Raw genomic sequence first — 23,044 nt, 5'->3', positions numbered from 1 at the left:
CGATTATGCGGGATACTTACAGATACACGTCTACACGGTTAGGTATGCCTCGACCTTCCGACTTATCCAAATCTTCTTTTTGCCGATAATTTATTAAACAATATAAGTAATCTGTGAGGTGATGCTATGAACGATTATGAAGCACTAGAGAATATGATGAAAGAGATTCAGCAAATCGTCTCGTTTCATGCCGGAGCCGAAACGAGAGTCCAGACCAGAGTGACTATCAGGAGTAACGATGATAAGCACATTTTAATAAACATAGGTGAAATTTCAGACATAGATATTCATTTTAAAAATCCTGTTATGAAATAGAGTTACTCCACCTTTTGTTAGTCAAAATGTCTGAATTTGTCATATCATACGCTTTCTGGCGATGGAACAGACATAATTGCGATAATGCTTCATGTGGTACATTTTTAGCTTTTATGTCTGAAATTGATATCTGCATAGTATTGTATTCAATGGTTATTTCTGGTATTTAAACCAAGAAAGCTGATATATCCATTTTATAAAAACTTGTTTTATCAGTAGAAATTTTATTGCGTTAATAAATGTCCTGGTTGTTAAAATTATTTTCTTTTCACTTTCTGCACTCTCCGGATTCTATTACTCCTGTCATTACTGAAGAGCTGTTCTTATGCCTGGTAATGTGAATACATGAACTGTTGCTGATAATCTCTAAACCGTGATTAGCCTTTCTTTATGTACTCATATCACAGCATTAACTTTATTCTCACTTGTTGTACAATGTAGTAACTTATTTTGTGCCTGATCAGGCCTGGTAAAGTATCAAGAGCCCCGCGGGATAATCTGAAACTGTTATGCTACAAAAGATGTCATATACCTTTTCTACGTTGCAGCAGCGCTATCTAAAGTTCTATTGTAGCTTGGTTCAATCTTTCTCTCAGTCTGAATCCCGGGCAATAACAGAGCCACTAGCTTCTTCTGTAGTGCAATGAAAAGAGTATCGAATGAATATTAATACACGGCAATTATTTGTGTTGTCGACGCTTGCCGGGACAGTTCTGACGACCTCAATACCCGTTTATGCGACAACGGCAAAAGATCAAACACTGGTGATAACTGGGCATAAACCCGTGGCTGCCCCTGAACTTACCCTAGGGGATACATTAACGCTGGAACCTAAATTCAGCGATCCTGATGGTGATACTGAAGATACTTCTCCATCAGGGACGACGTATCAGTGGCAGGTGGAAACGTCCCCAGGGCAGTGGGAGGATATTCCAGGACAGACCACGACCCAATACACACCCTCTTCAACAAATAAAGGTCATGTACTACGCGCGCAAGTCACAGCGCGAACAGACAGTAATAATACCATTCCCTTTGAGGGGGATGCGATTGCCTCAGGTTCTGTTGATACCTACAGCGTAATCAGCAGTACAAAGTCATCATTGCCAGATTGTGTTGGGCTGGCCGATACCGATATTAAATGCAGCGTGACGTTGATCAATAGCCTCGGCGAACCTGTCAGTAATGCGATTGTTGATATTAAGCCGGGATATTCTGCAAAAACAACCTCAGGGACCACGGATAGTAGCGGTCAAACGACCGTTATTGTGCACCCGGATAAAGTCGTTGATGCTGCGGAGGATAAAGAGGCTGAATCTGTGATAACCGTTAATAATGTTGAGGTCTTACCCAGGATAAAAGTCAAGGTTACACCGATAGTCGAGCTGTACGATAAAATAAGCAATAAAGCCAGAGACTGGTCTGGGCTTATTGCACATGGTGCTTATTTACCGATTAACAGTACCGTGGGTTTCGCAAGCGCAAATGGGAAAAAACTGGATAGTCATCGTTGGAAAGTTGAAGGTGTGACCCCTGCCGGCGAACAAAAAATCGTATTAGATGCAACAAATACGGAAATTCAGATTACTGATAAACCAGGTGTCGGTATGGAAGGCTCAATGAAATTTACTGATACTATGACGGGCATTGTACAAATGTCTCAATCATTTCGTTTTATGAGCTATGTTAAATTTTCTAATGTAATCGTATCACCATATGCTGGTATTGAAAATGTTTGTATAAATTCGGCGGAAGCAAAAGCGTTAGGTTCTAACGACGGGCTGGCAAGAAATGATCTGTTTAATTGGGATTATGATGGACTGCATGAAGGGGCGCTTTGGGCAGGGATTTCCTATTTGCCAAATACGCTCGACGGTGCTTATCGATATGGTGGTACTGGGCGCTATAGCTGGGTTCATATAATACAAGGGGTATACGCAGACTCCCCATTGAAACAAACAAGTAGTGTGCCTTCGCCAACTGATGTTTTATGCCGTTAATATTTATTATTCTATTTTTTAGTGACCGCACATGCGGTCACTTCTTTCAATAAAATCTGTCAGTATGAAATCAACATTCCGGTTAATACTAAACCGAATCGTGTTGCAGACCCTTCTTTTCCCTCTCACGTATTTCAGTCGTTATCATTAATGTCATATGCTGTAGCGAAAGCAGAATGCCGTCTACCGTATCTCTTGAATCCATAATTCACTTCTTAAACTGTAATATGTTGCTACGCGAAAAATAAATAATCATTTTAAAACAACAAGTTGCATCTTAAATTCGCAATTTAAAATAATATCACATCAAAATTGGATAATCCTGTCATAAAGTTCAGTGATGCAAGTGAGGTGTAACAGCATTCACTAACCGGCACACGAAGAACTACTGTTCACTATTTTAGCCCGGTTGTGAAAGCGCAGAACAGAGCTAACGGTGGGGATATCTCTCGCCACAGTGATTCACATAAGGGAGCTATGGTGAATATGATTAATACACAGGAACGTTATACTACTTTCCAGTTTGGTGATTTCTCTTTTACAAACGACGGTTTTTTATGTTGCGGAGCGGAAGAAGTTTATCTGCCGCCTAAAGAAGCTGGCGTGCTTAAGGTTTTATTAGCGAATGCAAAACGCGTGGTCAGTAAACATAAAATTATTAATGATGTCTGGTCTTCTGCGGTTAGCGACGAGTCGCTGACGCGAAGCATTTACCGTATTCGTAATGCACTTGGGCAGAATAAAGAAAATATCTTTATTGAAACTGTTTACGGCAAAGGATACAGATTCGTCATAGACGTTAACGCCACAGTATCAGATGCCCATACAAAAAACAGTGGATATCAGACACCCTGTCACGCTGTACAGTTAATGGCAGAAAAACGCACGTTAGCCGGTTATGAATTTGCGGCGTCAGATGCGGTCTATTACGCAGCATCGAAAACAAACCGCAACTGTAGCCAATGTGATTTTCTGAAAGAGTTAATCTCTGCGCTTAATAGTGATTTTCCGCTAAGAGAATAATTCGACTTCTCATACCCATCGACGCACTGGACGGTGGGTACTTGCCATGTTAAAGCCAGTCCTCACGATTGTGAGCCGTAGCCTATTGTTAATTGATTTCTCACCACCGTCATGGAGGGTATTAACTGCCCTTTATAGCGCACGTTATAAATAAAGTGAAAAACGCCGCCTGCCGATAAATGACGAACTGGTGTTAAATGGCCGGCGAGAGCGGGCAGGGGCTGACACCAGGTCGTACTGCATAAATTGATTTCCAGTCCCTGTGGCGGTGGAGTAAGAAGATTTATTTTCCACGTAATATATTTCACGGGCGCGTTACGTGGTACGACGGTGGGGGCGTGAAGAACACGCCCAACCAGTAATTCTTCGCCTGTAGTCAGCGTGCCACCGCTGCTCTGCTGGCTCCAGCTTCCTGCGGAAGCCAGGCATAATGACGAATGGAGCGCCAGCAGCAGAAATGCTGTATTAATGGCTTTCATTATTTTTGTCCGCCGATGCAGGTCGACATATGTAACATTCGGTCATGTGCAATCTCCTGCGTAGACAACACTACCAGCTGTGGGTAAATCCGGCGCAGAAAACGGGAAAGCATGGTTCTGAGCGGTGGCGCGACAAGCAGTACCGGCGGAATATTACGCGAGTTTTGCTCAAGGATAGCCTGTTCTGTCTGGCGGATCAGGCTGTCTGCAATACCCGGTTCAATGATGCTGTTGTTCTGGATTGCCTGCAGGAGAATCTTCTCAAGGTTGCTGTCGAGGCCAATCACGTCGATATCTTTATTATTACGGAACCAATGTTGGGTAATTGCCCGACCGAGGCGGCTACGGATTTGAGCGGTTAAATCATCAGGGTCGGTGATTGTTGGCGCAAATTCAGCCATCGTATCGATAATTGTGCGCATATCACGGATAGAAACTTGTTCCACCAGGAGATTTTGCAGCACTTTATGGAACAGCGTTAAAGAGATCACGCCAGGAATTAAACCATCTACCAGGCGCGGCATATCTTTTTCAAGGCGATCGAGCAGCAGTTGGGCTTCATTGCGGCCAAACAGTTCGCCAGTGTGCTGGGTAATCAGATGATTCAGGTGCGTTGCTACGACGGAGGCCGGGTCTACTACGGTATAGCCCTGTACCTGGGCCTGCTCACGCTGTACTTCATCAATCCACCATGCCGGGAAACCAAATGCCGGGTCTTTACACGGTGTTCCGTCCAGATCACCTTCGGCGCAGCCTGGGTTAATTGCCATCCAGCGTTCAGGGTGAATCGTGCCATGACCAATTTCCACGCCTTTCAGCAGGATACGATAACTGCCTGGTTCAAGGCTCAGATTGTCACAGATGTGTACAGACGGCGGGAGAAAACCCATTTCATGCGCAAAGTTTTTACGCAGGCCACGGATACGCGTCAGTAGCTGACCGTTTTGATCGCTATCAACCAGCGGAATTAAACGGTAGCCCACTTCCAGCCCCAGTACGTCTTCAATCTGTACGTCTGCCCAGGAGGCTTCGGCTGTAGCGTGAGCGGCTTCAGCGTGGATTTCGTCACGCGTTTTATCTTCTTTGCTGGCCGACTGATTATTCTCCTGGCGACCGCGTAACCACCAGGCTAACCCCAGCAGTGCAGCGGTAAAGAGCAGAAATACCAGATTAGGCATACCAGGGATCAACCCAAGCAGACCGATTACGCCAGCCGCCAGCAGCATTACCTGAGGATTGTGGAACAACTGACCCACCATTTGCTCCCCGACATCCTGTTCGGTCGCTACGCGCGTCACAATAACACCGGCAGCGGTGGAGATTATCAGGGCAGGGATCTGGGAAACCAGACCGTCGCCAATGGTTAACAGGGTATACGTTTCACCGGCTTGTCCGATCGCCATGCCGTGTTGCAGAACACCGATAGCGAGGCCGCCGATGATGTTAATGGCCATAATCATCAGGCCCGCGATGGCATCGCCGCGCACGAATTTACTGGCACCATCCATTGAGCCGTAAAAGTCGGATTCCTGGGTCACTTCGTTACGACGGCGCTTGGCTTCGGCTTCACCGATCAGACCGGCGTTAAGGTCGGCGTCAATGGCCATCTGCTTACCTGGCATCCCGTCGAGAACGAAGCGAGCGCCCACTTCGGCAATACGTCCGGCACCTTTGGTGATAACCATAAAGTTAATGATGATCAGAATCGCGAACACCACGATGCCGATAGCAAAGTTACCGCCTACCAGAAAATGACCAAACGCCTCCACGACGCGACCCGCCGCTGCAGCGCCGGTGTGGCCTTCCATCAGGATGATACGCGTCGAAGCAATGTTCAGCGCCAGTCGAAGCAGGGTGGCAAACAGGAGGACCGTCGGGAATGCCGAGAACTCCAGCGTGTTTTTGGTGAACATGGATACGAGCAGGATCATCAATGAAAGGACGATATTGAACGTAAACAGGGTGTCCAGAAGAAACGCCGGGAGCGGCAGGACCATCATGGCGAGGATCATCATGATCAGCACCGGGCCGGCCAGTATTCGCCACTGGGTATCTTTCAACTGTGGTAAACGTAATTTAGTGGCGATATCAGACATCGGTATTCATCTCGTGGTTAAAATCCAGTTTTTCCGGTACAGGAAGGTTCCGGGGTGGTACGGGTTTGGTTTCGCCGGTGTGGCGCCAGCGACGCAGGCTGTAGACCCACGCGAGCACTTCTGCCACCGCGCTATAAAGTTCTGTTGGGATCGGTCTGCCAATCTCGCTGTGTCGGTAAAGCGCACGCGCCAGCGGTGGCGCTTCCAGCATCGGGATCTTATGTTCTTTCCCCAGCTCTCTGATGCGCAGCGCGACTTCCCCTGCGCCTTTGGCCAGCACGATTGGTGCGCTCATACTGTTTTCTTTGTAGGACAGGGCGACGGAGTAGTGCGTTGGGTTGTTGACAATCACATCCGCCTCAGGCACATCGGACATCATGCGGCTTCTGGCGATAGCGCGCTGCATCTGCTTGATTCTGTTCTTGATGTGCGGATCGCCTTCCTGCTGCTTAAATTCATCGCGTATTTCCTGGCGGGTCATACGCAGCTTTTTCAGGTTGCTGAAGATCTGGTTAAAAATGTCATAGCCAACCATCGGGATAATGCACAGCAGTACCATCATCAGGCAGTGCAGAATCAGGTCCATCGCGCGGCCAATCGCTTCAGGCAGTGGAGCACTCACTAACTGGATGAAATGCTCTTTATTATTAGTAAGATACAAAGTACAGCCTGTTCCTACTAAAGTAACTTTCAGACATCCTTTTAATAATTCAGCGACCATTTGCCCTGAAACCATCCGTTTCATTCCTGAAAGTGGATTTAAGCGTTTTAAATCTACTTTCAGGCCACCGCCCAGGTGAAGCCCACCAATCAGTAATGGCGAGGCAATCCCCACTACAAACAGCCCAAGCAGAAAGGGCATCAATGCCTGAATCATCATTACCAGCATGTCGTAAAGCTGGTGAATCATGCTTAACGGGTCCTCAATTTGATGTCTGTTGAGGGTTAACCCGGAATGCAATAACTGTAATAACGTGCGGGCAAGGTTTTCTCCGCTACCCGTCATCAGCGACCAGCCTGCTAACAGAATCAGCAGGGAGGTGAGTTCTCTGGAACGAGGAATCTGCCCTTTTTTCCGCGCTTCTTCTTTTCGGTGAGCTGTGGGCTCTTCTGTTTTTTCCTGATCGCTTTCTTCTGACATACACCTGCCTGGGTCTGGTTCCTCTGCTAACCGCGTTAGTTCTGGTTATCAGAGGAAAATGACATTACATAGATTAAAAGCCGAGACTCTGGAGAAGGTCATCAACCTGGCCCTGGGATGTCATTACACCTGCCTGGGTCTGATCGATTTGTGGACCATTAATTAATGAATTAGCGACTTCTTTCGTCGGTACAGTCTCTTCAGGAATGTTATCTACGAGTACCCGAATCAACTCTTTTTCGACAACTTCAATAATGGTCATCATGCGCTGGATAACCTGACCGGTCAGATCCTGAAAGTCCTGCGCCATCATGATTTCCATGAGTTGATTATTGGTTTTACCGGCCAGACTGGTCGCCTGTTTCAGATAATGCCGGGTATCTTTTACCAGTTCACGGGCTTCCGGCAGTTCAACAGGCGCATCAAACCAGGCATCCCAGCGTTGTGTTAACTGTTCAGCTCCGCTGGAGATAGCGTCCTGCATCGGTCTTGTTTCTTCCACACTGTTCAGCACACGCTCCGCAGCCTGCGATGTTTTCTTTGCCACATAATTCAGACGTTCGCGGGCATCAGGGATCGCTTCAGCCGCATCCATGATGGTTCGCTCAAGGCCAAGACTGACCAGACTATCCCTTAGCATCCGTGTGATATTACCAATACGGGTAAAGACGTCTGGATCGTGATTCTTTGGTGGCAGTTGCGCAGACGCGGTCATGATTATCCCCCGAGCTTCTCAAAGATTTTGTTCAGCTTTTCTTCAAGAGTGGCTGCGGTAAAAGGCTTAACCACATAACCGCTGGCACCGGCCTGCGCTGCGGCAATAATGTTTTCCTTCTTCGCTTCTGCGGTAACCATCAGCACAGGCAGCGCTTTAAGCGCACTATCCTGGCGAATTTCATTCAACAGCTGCAAACCGTCCATGTTCGGCATGTTCCAGTCACTAATGACAAAATCGAATGGTTCTTTTTTCAGACGCGTCAGCGCGTCATGACCATCCTCCGCTTCGTCAACATTGTTGAAGCCGAGATCTTTAAGGAGATTGCGGACAATGCGACGCATGGTGGCAAAGTCATCAACAACGAGGAAACGTAAATTCTTATCTGTCATGGTATATCCTGAAAAATTTCTAAGTACGAAATAGGCTGTTAAATACGGCGAGACTGCCCGGTTATGTTATTGAGAATTTGTTGGCTCATATCATCGAGGTCGGCGACTTCTGTTACCGCCTCTAAAGCCACTGCTTCACGGGGCATACCGAATACCACACATGAACGTTCGCTCTGGGCGAGGGTTCGGGCGCCTGCGTTACGCATCGCCAGCAGACCTTTCGCACCATCGTTACCCATACCCGTCAGGATCACACCGACGGCATTTCGTCCTGCGACTCGGGCAACGGATTCAAACAGCGTATCTACCGACGGACGATGGCGGTTAACAGGCGGCGTATCGCTAAGTTTGATATGGTAGTTAGCCCCGCTACGTATTAACTCCATATGTCTGCCGCCTGGCGCGATATAAGCATGACCGGGTAGTACGCGGTCATCATGCTCTGCTTCCTTTACGGACAGCAGGCAGGATTTATCCAGACGCTGGGCAAAAGAACGGGTAAACCCTGGTGGCATATGTTGTGCGATGACGATTCCCGGACATGTCGGCGGCATTGGCAAGAGGACATGGCTTAATGCTTCCGTACCACCGGTAGAGGCGCCAATGGCAATAATTTTTTCACTGCCAATAAGCGGGGCGCGAATAACGGGAGGAACTGTTCTTTTCTGGAAACTCCGCACGCTTGCCGCGATACGAATTTTGTCAGCGATCATATCGCTGTATTTTTCCATCCCTTCCTGAAGTCCTTGCTGAGGTTTAGTAATAAAATCTACGGCGCCCAGTTCCAGTGCTGCAATAGTGATATCAGAGCCTTTGCTGGTCAGTGAAGAAAGCATTAATACCGGCATTGGACGCAGACGCATTAAACGTTCAAGAAAATCCAGACCATCCATGCGCGGCATTTCAACGTCCAGCGTCAGTACATCCGGGTTATGTTGTTTAATCAAATCACGGGCCATGATGGGATCATGCGCCGTGGCGACCATTTCCATATCCGGTTGTTGATTAACAATTCGCGTCATGATATTGCGAATTAACGCCGAATCGTCCACGCACAACACTTTTATCTTTTTCATTTGTTACCCCTTTGCCAGGCAGTAAACAGATTGGCCGCGCAGGCGAAAATGACTATTTGCAGTATTAAAGTGTTCTGAATGACCCGCAAAAAGTATTCCACCTGGTTTCAGTATTTCTGCAAAACGGCGCATAAGAATATCCTGCGTATTTCTGTCAAAATAAATCATCACATTGCGACAGAAAATAGCATCAAACGGTGCAGGAATATCCCACTGCGGGGCCACGAGATTCAGCTGTTGGTAATGAATCGATGCCAACAGTTCCCTTTTTACCTTTACTTTATCACCGTGATTTCCTGTTCCACGCAGAAACCAGTTTTTTTTCTGTTTTTCATTCAGACTAGCCAAATCGGATAATTGATAAATTCCTTTTTTGGCATGACGCAGAACATCGGTATCAATATCCGTTGCCAGTATGCGAGGCCCCGTAATACTACGACCCAGCGTTTCTTCCAGCGTCATCGCAATTGACAGTGGTTCTTCGCCTGTGGATGCGGCAGCGCACCATACGTTATACATACCGCGCCGACTCCGCGCATGTTCTGCAAGAATAGGGAAATGGTACGCTTCACGAAAAAAAGAGGTCAGGTTAGTGGTCAGCGAGTTGACAAATGTCTGCCATTCCGGCGCATCAGAGCTGCTTTCAAGCAGTGCCATATACTCACTGAAGCTGTTTATCCCTAGCTGAGTGATTCGGCGGGATAAACGATTATAGACCATATCTTTTTTTTGACCATTCAGGACAATACCTGCACGGCGGTAAATTAGCTCGCTGACACGTGCTAAATCTTTATCCGTGAGAGTGTTCAGAGTTTGCGCAGGGAATTCAGAGTGATTAGCCATATTGCGGAATTTTATTTCTCAGTGTTTCCGCATTTAGCGGGGGATAGAGAGTTATTTTCAACACATGATTGGGGTTTCAATACGTATCACCCGATCATAAACACAGCCAGGCGGTGATCAGGTGATACGGGAAAACAGAAAATAACAATCAGGATTAACGGAGTGACTAAAACGAAAAATCGACAATCAGACACCCATATTCATGATGTCCTGATACGCGCTAACCATTTTATTGCGTACCTGAACACCAAGGTTAAGTGCTACAGATGACTTCTGCATCGAAACCATAACATCATTTAAGCCAACTCCCGGCACGCCTGCCAGATAGTCTTCAGAGCCTTGTTTGGCCTGATTCTGGAGCTGGCTGATATTATTGAGGCTGTTAAATAACACATCAGAAAATTGCGTTTTATTTTCTGTGTCATTTGATTCTGTCAGAGCAAGCTGATTCTGCATTGCAGAAACCTGGCCTGCCTGACGCTGGATCTGATTTACTACCCCATTGATTGTATTTAGGGACATATTGTTATTTCACCTTACTGACACTTAACAACAGATAGTTGATACTGATGTCTTATCAGCTCTGTTTAATTTAGGCGTACTTTATCATGGCGGAAGTTCAGCAGCATTGTGGGAAAAGTCAGCATAAACCTGTTCTTATTGCAGATTAGGTTTAGGGCTGTTTCAGGCGATAATTCTTATCTGGCAAATTTTCTGAAATGAAAAATTGTCGCGAATAATACTCATCACCAGTTTGTTCATCTGCATCTGCAATATGACACCTGCGTTGAAGTCGTACCATTTAACTTTACAGGAATATGGCATGAATGCCACAACCCAGGGTAATAAAAAAAATAGTCCCTTTGATTTTAAGGCACTACTGGAACGAATTCGGGCAAATCCCAGAATTATTTTTATGATCACAGCGGCGGCAGCAATTTCAATTGTTGTCGCCTTGCTATTCTGGATGCAAGGGCCAGTTTATCGAGTTCTCTACAGTAATATTAGCGAACAGGACGGTGGAGCGATTGTCACTCAGCTTAGCCAGATGCAGGTTCCTTATCGCTTTGCTGACCATAACGGCGCCATCATGATCCCGGAAGACCAGGTTTATGAGGTCCGTCTTAAACTCGCACAGCAGGGATTGCCGAAAGGTGGCTCTGTAGGGTTTGAACTGCTCGACCAGGAAAAATTTGGTATTAGCCAGTTTAACGAGCAGGTTAACTTCCAGCGTGCGCTTGAAGGTGAACTGGCTCGTACTATTGAGACGTTAGGTCCAGTACAGAGCGCCCGTATTCATCTGGCAATACCGAAACCGTCACTGTTTGTCCGCGAACAAAAAGCGCCTACTGCTTCAGTGACTCTTACTTTACAAAATGGCAGAACACTGGATGAAGGCCAGGTCAACGCCATCAGTTACATGATAGCCAGCGCGGTTTCTGGCCTTGATGCCGCTCATGTCACCATTGTGGATCAGTCTGGCCATTTGCTTTCCGGCAGTGACACTCACAATACCCAGACAACACAGCTTAAATATATCCGCGAAGTTGAAGATGACTATCAAAACCGTATTCAGGCAATTCTGACACCCGTTGTAGGCAGCGCCAACGTTCGTACGCAAGTTACGGCGCAAGTGGATTTCACCCAGAATGAGCAAACTGTTGAGGAATATGCCCCCAACACGTCGCCAGACAAGATGTCTATCCGCAGCCGCCACGTTGTTCATGATGAGCAGGGCGGGAAAAGCAGCGTTGGAGGAGTACCTGGCGCGTTAAGTAATCTACCGCCTACGGCCGCCACCGCACCGATTACCACCTCAACGCCAGCACGCGGCGCCAAAGATAGCGCGACACGCCCGGCGCCTCAGACGGTAAGCCAAAACCTACAACCTTACAGTCAGAACCATGACGACATTACCAATTACGAGCTGGACAGAACGCTAAAACATATCACCCGCAACACGGGTAATGTGGAACGTTTGTCGGTCGCGGTTGTTATCAATTATCTGCCAGGAAAAGCCGGAGAACCGGCGGCTCTGACGCCAGCGCAGATGAAGCAAATCAACGATCTGGTTAAAGAGGCAATGGGCTATACCGCTTCCCGTGGGGATTCGGTAAATGTGGTTAACACACCATTTAGCCAGTCAGACAAAGATGTCGCTCTTCCACTGTGGCAACAGCAGGATGTCATTCAGTTAGTTCTTAGCGTACTGCGTTATCTTTTAGTCGCTCTGGTTGCCTGGATGCTGTGGCGTAAAGCCGTATGGCCATTCTGGGTGAAACATCAGGAAATGCTGCTCCAGCGGCTCGAAATGGAAAAAGAAGCACGTCAGGCCGAAGCAACGGCGCAGCGGCAGAAAAAAGAACACAGCGAACTTGCCAAGGCTCAACAGCGCATGGATACCGAGCTTACTACTCAGCAACTGCGTGAAATGGCCGATGAGGCACCGCAGATTATTGCACTGGTTATTCGCCAGTGGATGAATAAGGAGCAGAAACCATCATGAATGCTGCCATGCGAAGCGCCATTATTATGCTAACGCTCGGCGATGACCGCGCCGCCGACGTCTTCCGCCATCTCAGTCCTCAGGAGGTGGCACAGATAAGCACTGCTATTGTCAGTATTCACTCTTATACCCATGAGCAGATTGCTCAGGTGCTGAGTGAATTCAAACGCGATTCAGAAGAGTATGCGTCCATCAGCATCAATGCGGATGAGTATTTACGCAATGTTCTGGTGAAAGCGCTGGGTGAATCCCAGGCCGAAGCCTTGTTGGATAATCTGCTGGATGCCCATAGTGAAAACAACGGTATCGATACGTTGGGTCTGATGGAACCGTATATGGTGTATGACCTGATTCGGGAAGAGCATCCGCAGATTATTGCGACCATTCTGGTGCATCTGAAACGCGCTCAGGCAGCAAGCGTACTGGCGAAATTCGAAGAACGCGAACGTAACGACATTATGTTGCGTATTGCCACCTTTAACGGCGTCCAGCCGGTGGCACTGCAAGAACTGACGGATGTACTGAACAATCTGCTCCACGGTCAGTCACTGAAGCGCAACAATATGGGTGGTGTTCGTCCGGCGGCTGAAATTCTCAACCTGATGAAAACTCAGCAGGAAGAAGCGGCGCTTACTGCATTCCGTGAATTTGATCCTGAACTGGCGCAAAAAATTATTGACGAGATGTTCCTGTTCGAAAATCTGGTGGATATGGACGACCGCAGCATCCAGCGCCTGCTGCAGGAAGTCGATGGCGAGTCTCTGCTGGTTGCGTTGAAAGGCGCTGATCAGGCGCTGCGTGAGAAGTTCTTCAGCAACATGTCCAAACGTCAGGCTGAAATTATGCGTGATGATCTCAATTCCCGTGGTCCGGTACGTATGACCCAGGTTGAAGCAGAACAGAAATCCATTCTGTTGGTGGTACGTCGTCTGGTGGAAGTCGGAGAGATGGTGATTGGCGGAGGTGAGGATGTCTACGTCTGAGACAACCTGGAAACCCTGGCGGCCTGATGATCTGCTCGGGCAGGGCAGTTCCTCATGGCCAAACCTGGAGTCTGAAAATCATGCAGATGCAGACCCAATGTCTGACCCGGACCGGCAGGCAGAGCTTGCTCGTGTTCGCCAACAGGAAGGGCAAAAAGGGTTTACGCAGGGACTGGTAAAGGGCGAAGAAGAGGGCCGCCGCCGCGGCTACGAAGAAGGATTGCAACAGGGAAAAGCCGAAGGCATTAAGCAAGGATTAGCGGAAATACATGCTCAACAATCGCTGTTAAATTCACAGTTTTCCCGCGTGATGGAAAGTTTCCAGATCTCGGTTGAAAACATGGACAGCGTCATTCCTGCCCGCCTGGTGCAACTGGCGCTGATGGCGGTGCGTACTCTGTTGGGCGGGCAGGGCGTTACGGATAAAATGCATACCAGTCTGATGAATCACATCCGTACCCTACTCAACGAAGATAGTTTACTGAAAGGTAAATTTCGCCTGACCATCAGTGCGGAAGAACCAGAAGAGGTACGCCAGCAGCTTGAGACGTTACTCTCAGCCTATGACTGGGAATTGTGTGCCGATCCTCATCTTCTACCCGGCGGTTGTCGGATCAGTACGGAAGAAGGGGAACTGGATGCCTCGCTGGAAACCCGCTGGCAGTCGTTGTGTCAATTGGCTCGTAACAGGGGCGGTGTATGACTTCGCATCTCAAAAACTGGCTGGGTGCTCTGGAACAGCAAGAAACGCGGATGACGACGTTACCCGCTTTTCGTCAGTACGGCAGGCTGATCCGCGCGACTGGACTGGTGATGGAAGCCACCGGACTAAAATTACCCATCGGAACGCTGTGCATTGTTGAACGTGACGGCCCGGATGGTATTCGTTGTGTAGAAAGTGAGGTTGTTGGTTTCAGTGGACAAACGCTGTATCTGATGCCGCTGGAACATGTGGACGGCATCTTGCCTGGCGCCAGAGTCTGGGCGCCGGATAGCGGTGATAAGTTAACACAAGGCAAGCAGCTTCCTGTTGGGCCTGGATTATTGGGGCGTGTGCTGGATGCCAGTGCGCGACCACTGGATGGCCTTCCTCCTCCCAGTAATAGTGATCGGGCAACATTATTTACCGCTCCGTTTAACCCGTTACAACGCGATCCTATTCGCAATGTGCTTGATGTCGGCGTTCGGGCGATCAATGGGTTACTGACCGTGGGACGAGGCCAGCGTATGGGGCTGTTCGCGGGGTCCGGTGTCGGGAAAAGTGTCCTGTTAGGCATGATGGCGCGCTATACCACCGCTGATGTGGTGGTTGTGGGACTCATCGGCGAACGAGGCCGTGAAGTCAAAGATTTTATTGAAAATATCCTCGGAAAGGATGGCTTACAGCGTTCGGTGGTTATTGCTGCGCCTGCCGATGTATCGCCGGTACTGCGTATGCAGGGGGCGGTATATGCAACCCGTATTGCGGAAGATTTCCGTGACCGTGGATTAAATGTGTTGCTGATCATGGATTCGCTGACGCGTTATGCGATGGCGCAACGTGAGATAGCATTAGCCATTGGCGAACCGCCAGCAACCAAAGGCTATCCGCCTTCTGTTTTCGCCCGTTTACCGGCCCTGGTGGAGAGAGCCGGAAATGGTATCCGTGGCGGTGGATCAATCACTGCATTCTATACCGTATTGACGGAAGGCGACGATCAGCAGGACCCGATTGCGGACTCCGCTCGCGCCATTCTCGACGGACATATTGTTCTGTCACGCCGACTGGCGGAATCAGGCCACTATCCGGCCATTGATATTGAAGCTTCTATCAGCCGTGTGATGACGGAAATTACGCAACCAGCGCAATTTAAAAAGGTACAGCGTTTTAAACAACTTCTGTCCTCGTGGCAGCGGAACCGGGATTTGGTCAGCGTAGGGGCGTATGCCAGAGGCAGCGATCCTTTACTGGATCAGGCGATCACCTTATATCCAGAAATGGAACGCTATCTGCAACAGGGCATCCATGAACGCCAGGAATATGATGTTTCATGTCGCCAGCTCGATGCGTTATTCCCGGATAACAGAGGCCCTGAAGCAGGTGAATAATCATGGCAACGTCAGCACCAATGGATGTTTTGCGGGATCTGGCCGAAAAGAAACTCAATGACACCACGGTGCGACTGGGGCGTGCGCGCCAGTCGCATGAGAATGAAGTCTCACGTTTACAACAATTACAGACATACGAATCTGAATATCGTCGCCAACTGCAAAACACCATTGCCGATAAGGGGATGTCAGTGTCTACGCTCCAGTCATGGCAAAGTTTTATTGGTGCGCTGGAAAAGGTCGTTTTGCAGCAGGTAAACCAGGTGAACAACAGCCAACAGATTGTCGATGCCTCGCTCAGTGACTGGCAAAAAGATCGTCAGCGGTTAAACGCATTTGAAACATTAAAAAGCCGGGCCGAAGCCCAGCGTATATTGAAAGAAAACCGACAGGAACAAAAAATGATGGATGAATTTGCCCGCCGCGCCAGCCAGAGGGGAAAATAAAATGCAGGTAATTTCTTTACCTATGAATATTGGCAATCTGGGGCATGGACACGCTGTAACGCAGAATGACACAGACACGTCATCATTTGCCGCAGAACTCGACAGCAAACTGCTTCCTGGCGCCATCCCGAAGCCTCATCTTCCGTCGGAAGGGACAGTAAATCTGTTACCGAACGAGGAAGAAAAAGGGAAAGGATCGCCTGAAGGGGAGCACTCTGGTGTCATGGATAATCTGTTTTACCTGCTTCCGGCGCAAAGTACACCATTACCAGAAACAGGTATAAACCAGGAAATGACAGCGTCACCGATGTTTGAAGGCAATGGACTGGTTACCGCCCTGAAAAATACGTCGGTGTCGCCTGAAAATGTGGCGTCCCAAACGGAAAAGGGGAGTTCCGATGTTAGTTTGCCTGAAACTGAACTTTTAGCAGAACAGAATGGGGATGAAGTACAAAATAATGCTTTCGATACCAGCCATTCGCAAACGTTGAATAAAGCCGTTGCCTATTCAGAGTTTGCGGGGAAAGTCGGTAAACCGGTTGCTCATCCATCTTCATCGCTGCCATTAAAACCCGATTCCTTGCATCTTGAGTCGGCCACCAATACCGGTCATACACTGCCTCAGTCATCGGAACAATTGGCAACGTCTCTGGATTCGGCGGTGGCGAATCAACCGACGGAACAGATGCCTGTACAACATCAGGAAAGTCATACAGCGGATGCTTTTCATATCCCAACCATTGGGGATATGAGCATTCAAATCCGTGAGCCTGTGGGGGTATCCCCATCTGCGCAGCCCTCTGTATTGACAGCGTCTGTGGGGACTACGGAATGGCAGCAGAATTTGAGTCAGCAGTTGGCTTGCTTTACTCGTGAAGGGATTCATCATGCGGAGCTGAGATTGCACCCGGAAGATCTTGGTAGTCTGCATATTAGTCTGCGGATAAATAATGATCAGGTGCAGCTTCATTTTGCCGCAGCCGACCATCAGGTTCGCGCTGCGCTTGAAACGGCGATGCCTCATTTACGAAACTCCCTTGCAGAATCAGGGATCTCTCTTGGGCAAACCAATGTTGCTGCGGACTCCAGACCTTCGTGGGAGAACGGTTCGCAAAATCAGACAGCAGAACAGGATATGCAATCCGATGATGGTGTGGAAAGCGTACCGGATGAACCAGGCGTAATTCTGCATACGATCAGTCGTTCCGGCGGAATAAATACTTTTGTCTGATAAATTTATTTTGTTATTTATCTGAAAGCCCGGTTCCCGGGCTTTGTTGTTTTATTATGGTGGTATTTTTTCCGGGTTTAAACTTGCTTCTTTGCGGGCTGTTGATATCGATCCTGATCTTTAATTATATTAAAATTCAACTGGTTATAAATCTCACGTAGGTGGTGTTTTTTTATCATTTCTGCAACATTCATTTTCATTAAGGATGCAGGCAAACGTTTACAATGTTGTCTGAAGTCAAATCTATCTATCAATTTAATGCCAGCAGCGACATTTTTTTGCCGGATTATTAATACCAGGTTATGTAATAGAATACAGCACCTGTCCCGGGTGTAACGGGGTGCAAATTACTGAGTATATTTTTGTGATGTCAAAAAAGAATCTGGATACCACTCAGAGTGGCAAAAAAAGCAAAGGTCGCATAGCGCTGACCGTCCTGGCATTTGTTTTTGCCAGCGCATGTTTTGGTTATACCTGGACAGAACTGGAGAGTTTAAAGAACAATGTTAAAAAAGGCGCAATAGAGCAGGAAATTGAAGAAATAGAGGAAACGTTTGAAATACCTATTTATACACCTTTGGATACGTTTACTGTCAGTCTGAAGCCTGGTGTCGATGGAACAGAACATGTTCTGTATGTTGGATTGACGCTGCGTCTGAAAGATCCTCGCTCCCAGGAATTGTTAAAACGTTTCCTGCCAGAAATTCGTAGCCGCCTTGTTATGCTATTTTCACAGCAGACGATGGAGGAGTTGAGCACACGCGAAGGTAAACAGCAACTGGTTCATCAAGTTGAAAAAGAACTGGCAAGTCCACTATCCGGGAAACAGACGGTTAAAGTTACCGATGTTTTATTTAACATCTTTATTTTACGGTAATCGCTATGTCTGACAATATTATGTCACAGGATGAGGTGGATAGTCTTCTGAATGGCGATGGTAACGGCGCATCTGAAAACACTCTATCTGCCATGGCTCCTGAGGATGGTATCCGTCCTTACGATCCGGTGACGCAACGACGCGTTGTTCATGAACGACTCAGCACGCTGGAATTCATTAATGAACGTTTTGCCCGCCAGTTTCGTGTCGGAGCGTTCAACGTGTTGCACCGCAGTCTGGACGTCACTATCGGTAATATTCGGGTACAGCCTTATCATGAATTTGCGCGTAACTTGCCTGTGATGACCAATCTTAATTTGATTCATCTGTCACCTTTGCGCGGGACGGCACTGTTCGTCTTTTCTCCCAATATGGTGTTTATGTTGGTGGAAAATTTATTTGGCGGTGACGGACGTTTTAAAACAAAAGCGGATGGGCGGGAGTTTACCCCCACTGAACAACGTATTATTCAGCGTATATTGTCAATTGCTCTGGAGTCTTATGACTTTGCCTGGAGTACGGTTTATGGTCTTAAAACAGAATATATTCGCTCAGAAATGCAGGTGAAATTCACCAATATTACGTCGTCACCGAATGATATTGTGATTACTACACCGTTTTATATCGAACTGGGTTCAGAGTGCGTCCAGATGGATATCTGCATCCCTTTCAACGTTATTGAGCCAATACGTTCTTTGCTTACCAGTCCACCACAGGAAAACGCCTGGCAGGAAGATCAAAACTGGCGTAATACGCTGGCTTCACAGGTCAGAAATACGGAACTGGAACTGGTGGTGAATTTATCCGACGTCCAGATGCGACTGTCACAAATTATGAGCCTGAAGCAACACGATGTTTTGCCGTTAGATAAACCTGAAATCGCTGAAGCTTATGTTGATGGCGTACGGGTACTGTCCGGGAAATATGGCAGTGCAAGCAATCAGTACGCCTTGCAGGTAGAAGAACTTTTTAATACAGCATTAGCACCTTTTTCTAAGGAGAGCTCGCATGAGCAAGAATGAACAGGCGGGCACTACCTCTACTCCCGCAGATACGGCCTGGGCAGACGCACTGGAAGAACAGCGCGAATCCGCAGGAACGACGGGCGTGATGGACGGGGCGAAAGCTATTGCCTCTGACCTGAATCTGGTTATGGATATTCCGGTCAGAATGACGGTAGAACTTGGCAGAACCCGTATGACCATCAAGGAACTTCTGGCACTGAGCCAGGGGTCTGTGGTTGCGCTGGAAGGTCTGGCAGGTGAACCTCTGGATATTTTGATTAATGGTTATCTTATTGCACAGGGAGAAGTGGTTGTGGTGTCGGATAAATTCGGTATTCGTATTACCGATATTATTACGCCATCTGAACGTATTTATCGCCTGAGCAGATAATGATCAATAGTACCCATACAGTTTTACCCACCGCTTCAACAACCAGCATGTCGTCGGTATGGATGCATACCGGCGGTATCCTCTGCCTGATAATATTCGGGTTACTTCTTTTACTCTGGTATTTACGTCGTTCTGGCGGTATTTCAGGGAAAAAAAATGGCCGCAATGCGCTGTTAAATATTAAATTCAGCCAGTCTCTGGGGCCGCGTGAACGCCTGGTTCTTGTGGAAGTGGGAAATCAATGGTTACTGCTTGGCGTGACGGCAGAAAAGATCTCCTGTCTGAGCGCCATCGACAAAAAAACGGTCGAAGAAAATTTTGCGGCTGTTGATCAACCGCAGTCCCGTAGCTCGCTGGTTGACTGTTTTCAGACAGTGCTGGCAAACAGTCTGCGGGGGCGTTATGGCAAGTCACAATAAAATAAAACCATCATGGCGGGTAATGTCGATTATCTGTGGCCTGTTGGTCATGGTGTTTGGCATCGGATTGCCTGTACATAGCGCATTCGCTGCCAATAGCGACATTCTGTTAACTCGCCCGGCGGGTGGGGAAGGCTGGTCTTTACCGGTACAGACGCTGGTCCTGCTGACATCGCTGACCTTTCTACCCGCTATTTTGCTGATGATGACCGGTTTTACACGCATCATCATTGTGTTGGGATTGCTGCGTAACGCGTTGGGAACGTCATCAACACCACCAAACCAGGTGCTGTTAGGTCTGGCGCTGTTCCTCACTTTTTATGTCATGTCGCCCGTGTTTAATAAAATCTATGACGACGCATGGATGCCTTTAAGTCAGGATAAAATCACCGCTCAGGTCGCCATCGATAAAGGTATTCAGCCGCTGCGGGAATTTATGTTGCAACAAACGCGTCAGGATGATCTGGCGTTGTATACCCGCATCGCTCATCAGCAAAACTTCGCCGGACCGGAAGATGTACCGTTAAGTCTGCTGGTTCCGGCGTTTGTCACCAGTGAACTGAAAACAGGTTTCCAGATTGGCTTTACCATCTTTATACCGTTTTTGATTATCGACCTTGTGGTCGCCAGTGTTTTGATGGCGCTGGGGATGATGATGGTGCCGCCAGCGACAATCTCATTACCTTTTAAATTGATGCTGTTTGTTCTGGTCGACGGCTGGCAGTTGTTGATTGGTTCACTGGCTCAAAGTTTTTTTAGCTGACGAGGAAAAGAGATGACAGAAGAACAAGTCATGGCGATGGGATTCCAGGCCATTAAAGTCGGTCTGATGATTGCCGCGCCGTTATTGCTGGCGTCTCTGGTTGCCGGGTTGGTTATCAGCATTCTTCAGGCGTCCACGCAAATAAACGAGATGACATTGTCTTTTATTCCCAAGATCCTTCTGATTGTGGTGGTCATTATTGCTCTTGGTCCCTGGATGTTAAGCGTTATGCTTGATTATATGCACGGGTTGTTTAACAGCCTGCCTTATCTGATTCGCTAGTTATGCTCACTCTGTCTCTGGCTGATCTCTACCTGCATATCGGTCAGTATTTCTTCCCGTTTTTGCGTATTCTGGCTCTTTTTACGTCAGCGCCGATCTTTAATGACAAATCGATCAACAAAAAGGTCAAAATTGCACTGTCGGCACTGATAGCCTTTCAGATAGCCCCCATATTGCCTGACAGCAATATTCGTATTGTTTCGTATGAGGGATTTCTGACGGGAGCGGGGCAGCTCATTATTGGCCTTATCACCGGGTTGATCATTCAGTTGATTTTTGTGGCTGTCCGCCACGCTGGCGAACTTATCGGCCTGCAGATGGGACTTTCATTTGCCACCTTCTATGACCGGGCCGGTGGACAGAATATGCCTGTGGTCGCCCGCTTTCTGAATTTACTGGCTACGCTGATCTTTTTAATCGCCAACGGACATCTTTACCTTCTGGAGATTATCGCCCGCAGCTTTGATATTTTGCCCGTTGTGGCTACGTTACCCAATGCGTCTGCTTATCTGGCTTTTGTAAAACTGGCGGGGCTTATTTTCAGTAGCGGTTTGATACTGGCGTTACCTATTGTGGCGTTACTGCTCTGTATTAACCTGACACTTGGTATTATTAACCGTCTGACGCCGCAACTTTCTGTTTTTGTGATCGGTTTCCCTATTTCACTTAGCGTTGGATTGCTGGCGCTATCGCTGATGATGTACTCCTTTGGCCCACTTTTTGAAAACCTGATGGCCACCATTTTTGACAATCTTCTGCAAATTATGGCCGCGATGAGATAGCCCTGCCTCGCAGCCGTTGTGAACCCAAAAAACGCGTCAGTATTTCTGCCTTAAAATTTTGTCGTTTTCCGTGCGGATTTCCCCTCTGATATACAGTTCACAGAATTGCCGGTAGGAACTCAGCCCTAATTTTTTTAGCGCGCCGCGTCTGATCTGATACAGCGTCGGTTCCGGTATTTTCATGCATCGGGACATTTCCGCTATTGACTCTCCGGCAAGGGGAAGCACCAGACAAATCCATTCTTTCAGGGAAAAACCATAACGTTCGTCCCGGTAGCGATTAATCGTATGCATGGGGCGAAATGTTTTACCCCGTAACCAGGTCTGGAAGTTGCGCTGAAAAAGACCGGAGTGCAGGTTATGGGAGTTAAAAAAAGTGACCTTACCTGCAAACTTGCGCGAGATGTAATGTGTCAGATAGGAGTTATAACGACTGACCAGCACGCCAACGCGTTTACGACTGTTAATCTGGATAAGAAAATCAACGGCTTCTTTGAATATTTGTAGCGATTCCGTCCCTGACATATCAAGCACTAACATAATGGTCAGCGTATCATCCAGGCCGATAGTGACCTGCTCAATTCGATGGATAAATGACAGGTTAATGTGGTTGTTGGAGAAAAGATTCTTCATCCCAAATGTGAAATACTCACACAGGGCCATGACAAATACAGGTGGTGTAGAATTAGTACAGTTTTCCATTAGTGCGCGGTCCTCGCGTATTTTCCTGATTACTTAGTTGACGTTGTTCGTCAGCATTTAAAATAAAAGGTTACTTTTTGGGGTATCTGACAAATTTAACATCCTTAGTGGTAAGTATAATACACCACATTAAGTAAATCCTGATTAGGATAATTCGATGCGGAATATAATTATAGTTTAATACTAAGGTCTGGTGATTATTAGTCAGGAGTCAAAGGAGTGCGGCAATGTTTGAGCGTTCGTTTATACTATGATTTATATTTCACCCAACGCGTTCATGCATAATTATTTTCCCCTGATTTATTTGCAGTCAGTGTTCTTATCAGAAAAATCACAATCCTGGTTATTAATCGACTACGCGCTGACGAAGAAAATTGTGGGTGTTTAATTATAAAAAAACCAGCCCAGGAGGAAGAACTGGGCTGGTTGGGGGGGCACGAGGCAGAATCATTCTGCCGTGGGGGTGCACATTAACGCAGAAGCTGCAGAA

Annotated in this window: 25 protein-coding genes; 16 read left to right on the top strand and 9 right to left on the bottom strand. The window is 47.6% G+C overall.

Annotated elements, in window-relative coordinates; genetic code table 11:
• Window positions 1-126 precede the first annotated feature (126 nt).
• From D9742_RS23285 to D9742_RS21630, 3 genes are all read left to right on the top strand, one after another.
• The gene (locus D9742_RS23285; protein ID WP_130209595.1) at window positions 127-315 is read left to right on the top strand and encodes a hypothetical protein; all 189 of its coding nucleotides are present in this window, start codon (window positions 127-129) and stop codon (window positions 313-315) included.
• Window positions 316-974: 659 nt separating this feature from the next.
• The gene (locus tag D9742_RS21635; protein ID WP_130238204.1) at window positions 975-2,315 is read left to right on the top strand and encodes a hypothetical protein; all 1,341 of its coding nucleotides are present in this window, start codon (window positions 975-977) and stop codon (window positions 2,313-2,315) included.
• Window positions 2,316-2,801: 486 nt separating this feature from the next.
• Window positions 2,802-3,338, top strand: coding sequence for a winged helix-turn-helix domain-containing protein (locus tag D9742_RS21630; protein ID WP_165382798.1), 537 nt, complete (start codon window positions 2,802-2,804; stop codon window positions 3,336-3,338).
• A gap of 62 nt (window positions 3,339-3,400) precedes the next feature.
• Here the strand turns inward: D9742_RS21630 and D9742_RS21625 are convergent, their stop codons facing one another.
• The 8 genes from D9742_RS21625 to fliE form a co-directional block, all read right to left on the bottom strand.
• A complete protein-coding gene (locus tag D9742_RS21625; RefSeq protein WP_130209601.1) occupies window positions 3,401-3,817 on the bottom strand; it encodes a flagellar protein FlhE in 417 nt (138 codons plus the stop codon).
• Window positions 3,817-5,913, bottom strand: coding sequence for a flagellar biosynthesis protein FlhA (gene flhA, locus D9742_RS21620; protein ID WP_130209603.1), 2,097 nt, complete (start codon window positions 5,911-5,913; stop codon window positions 3,817-3,819). Before flhA ends, D9742_RS21625 begins: the two co-directional genes overlap by 1 nt.
• Complete coding sequence (gene flhB / locus D9742_RS21615) at window positions 5,906-7,054, bottom strand: flagellar biosynthesis protein FlhB (RefSeq protein ID WP_130209605.1); 1,149 nt, start codon at window positions 7,052-7,054, stop codon at window positions 5,906-5,908. Before flhB ends, flhA begins: the two co-directional genes overlap by 8 nt.
• Window positions 7,055-7,127: 73 nt before the next feature.
• A complete protein-coding gene (cheZ, locus tag D9742_RS21610) occupies window positions 7,128-7,769 on the bottom strand; it encodes a protein phosphatase CheZ (protein WP_130209607.1) in 642 nt (213 codons plus the stop codon).
• A 2-nt stretch (window positions 7,770-7,771) separates the two neighbouring features.
• On the bottom strand, window positions 7,772-8,161 hold the full coding sequence (cheY, locus tag D9742_RS21605; protein ID WP_130209609.1) for a chemotaxis response regulator CheY: 390 nt from the start codon (window positions 8,159-8,161) through the stop codon (window positions 7,772-7,774).
• Between the two features lie 38 nt (window positions 8,162-8,199).
• On the bottom strand, window positions 8,200-9,237 hold the full coding sequence (locus tag D9742_RS21600) for a chemotaxis response regulator protein-glutamate methylesterase (RefSeq protein ID WP_130209611.1): 1,038 nt from the start codon (window positions 9,235-9,237) through the stop codon (window positions 8,200-8,202).
• Between the two features lie 3 nt (window positions 9,238-9,240).
• Window positions 9,241-10,080 carry a CheR family methyltransferase gene (locus D9742_RS21595; protein ID WP_130238203.1) on the bottom strand — a complete coding sequence of 280 codons (840 nt, stop codon included), beginning with the start codon at window positions 10,078-10,080 and terminating at the stop codon, window positions 9,241-9,243.
• A 186-nt stretch (window positions 10,081-10,266) separates the two neighbouring features.
• Window positions 10,267-10,602 carry a flagellar hook-basal body complex protein FliE gene (gene fliE / locus D9742_RS21590; RefSeq protein WP_130209615.1) on the bottom strand — a complete coding sequence of 112 codons (336 nt, stop codon included), beginning with the start codon at window positions 10,600-10,602 and terminating at the stop codon, window positions 10,267-10,269.
• A 301-nt stretch (window positions 10,603-10,903) separates the two neighbouring features.
• Here fliE and fliF point away from each other — a divergent pair, with 301 nt between their 5' ends.
• The 13 genes from fliF to fliR all read left to right on the top strand — a co-directional run bounded on the left by fliF (window position 10,904) and on the right by fliR (window position 21,852).
• Complete coding sequence (gene fliF, locus D9742_RS21585) at window positions 10,904-12,586, top strand: flagellar basal-body MS-ring/collar protein FliF (protein WP_130209617.1); 1,683 nt, start codon at window positions 10,904-10,906, stop codon at window positions 12,584-12,586.
• Window positions 12,583-13,569 (top strand): flagellar motor switch protein FliG, encoded by a 987-nt coding sequence (fliG, locus tag D9742_RS21580; protein WP_130209619.1) that lies wholly within the window; start codon window positions 12,583-12,585, stop codon window positions 13,567-13,569. The genes fliF and fliG overlap by 4 nt, the downstream gene beginning before the upstream one ends.
• Window positions 13,556-14,272 (top strand): flagellar assembly protein FliH, encoded by a 717-nt coding sequence (locus D9742_RS21575; RefSeq protein WP_130238202.1) that lies wholly within the window; start codon window positions 13,556-13,558, stop codon window positions 14,270-14,272. The genes fliG and D9742_RS21575 overlap by 14 nt, the downstream gene beginning before the upstream one ends.
• Entirely contained in the window at window positions 14,269-15,657 is a 1,389-nt protein-coding gene (gene fliI / locus D9742_RS21570) for a flagellar protein export ATPase FliI (RefSeq protein WP_130209623.1), read from the top strand. The genes D9742_RS21575 and fliI overlap by 4 nt, the downstream gene beginning before the upstream one ends.
• Window positions 15,658-15,659: 2 nt before the next feature.
• Window positions 15,660-16,103, top strand: coding sequence for a flagellar export protein FliJ (gene fliJ, locus D9742_RS21565; RefSeq protein ID WP_130209625.1), 444 nt, complete (start codon window positions 15,660-15,662; stop codon window positions 16,101-16,103).
• Window position 16,104: 1 nt separating this feature from the next.
• Window positions 16,105-17,334 carry a flagellar hook-length control protein FliK gene (locus D9742_RS21560; RefSeq protein WP_165382797.1) on the top strand — a complete coding sequence of 410 codons (1,230 nt, stop codon included), beginning with the start codon at window positions 16,105-16,107 and terminating at the stop codon, window positions 17,332-17,334.
• Window positions 17,335-17,674: 340 nt separating this feature from the next.
• Window positions 17,675-18,211 carry a flagellar basal body-associated protein FliL gene (gene fliL / locus D9742_RS21555; protein ID WP_240780281.1) on the top strand — a complete coding sequence of 179 codons (537 nt, stop codon included), beginning with the start codon at window positions 17,675-17,677 and terminating at the stop codon, window positions 18,209-18,211.
• A gap of 5 nt (window positions 18,212-18,216) precedes the next feature.
• Window positions 18,217-19,233: a flagellar motor switch protein FliM gene (gene fliM, locus D9742_RS21550; RefSeq protein WP_130238200.1), complete on the top strand. Its 1,017-nt coding sequence runs from the start codon at window positions 18,217-18,219 to the stop codon at window positions 19,231-19,233.
• The gene (gene fliN / locus D9742_RS21545) at window positions 19,220-19,606 is read left to right on the top strand and encodes a flagellar motor switch protein FliN (protein WP_130209631.1); all 387 of its coding nucleotides are present in this window, start codon (window positions 19,220-19,222) and stop codon (window positions 19,604-19,606) included. Before fliM ends, fliN begins: the two co-directional genes overlap by 14 nt.
• On the top strand, window positions 19,606-20,025 hold the full coding sequence (gene fliO, locus D9742_RS21540) for a flagellar biosynthetic protein FliO (RefSeq protein ID WP_130209633.1): 420 nt from the start codon (window positions 19,606-19,608) through the stop codon (window positions 20,023-20,025). Before fliN ends, fliO begins: the two co-directional genes overlap by 1 nt.
• A gap of 49 nt (window positions 20,026-20,074) precedes the next feature.
• Entirely contained in the window at window positions 20,075-20,788 is a 714-nt protein-coding gene (fliP, locus tag D9742_RS21535) for a flagellar type III secretion system pore protein FliP (protein ID WP_130209659.1), read from the top strand.
• Between the two features lie 12 nt (window positions 20,789-20,800).
• Window positions 20,801-21,070, top strand: a complete 270-nt coding sequence (fliQ, locus tag D9742_RS21530; protein ID WP_130209635.1) for a flagellar biosynthesis protein FliQ — start codon at window positions 20,801-20,803, stop codon at window positions 21,068-21,070.
• Window positions 21,071-21,072: 2 nt separating this feature from the next.
• The gene (fliR, locus tag D9742_RS21525) at window positions 21,073-21,852 is read left to right on the top strand and encodes a flagellar biosynthetic protein FliR (RefSeq protein WP_130209637.1); all 780 of its coding nucleotides are present in this window, start codon (window positions 21,073-21,075) and stop codon (window positions 21,850-21,852) included.
• A gap of 36 nt (window positions 21,853-21,888) precedes the next feature.
• Here fliR and D9742_RS21520 read toward each other — a convergent pair whose 3' ends face one another.
• A complete protein-coding gene (locus D9742_RS21520) occupies window positions 21,889-22,554 on the bottom strand; it encodes a hypothetical protein (protein ID WP_130238199.1) in 666 nt (221 codons plus the stop codon).
• Window positions 22,555-23,044: the final 490 nt, after the last annotated feature.

The organism is Escherichia sp. E1V33, assembly GCF_004211955.1.
Taxonomy (GTDB): domain Bacteria; phylum Pseudomonadota; class Gammaproteobacteria; order Enterobacterales; family Enterobacteriaceae; genus Escherichia.
This window is presented reverse-complemented; position numbering and strand designations above follow the sequence as displayed.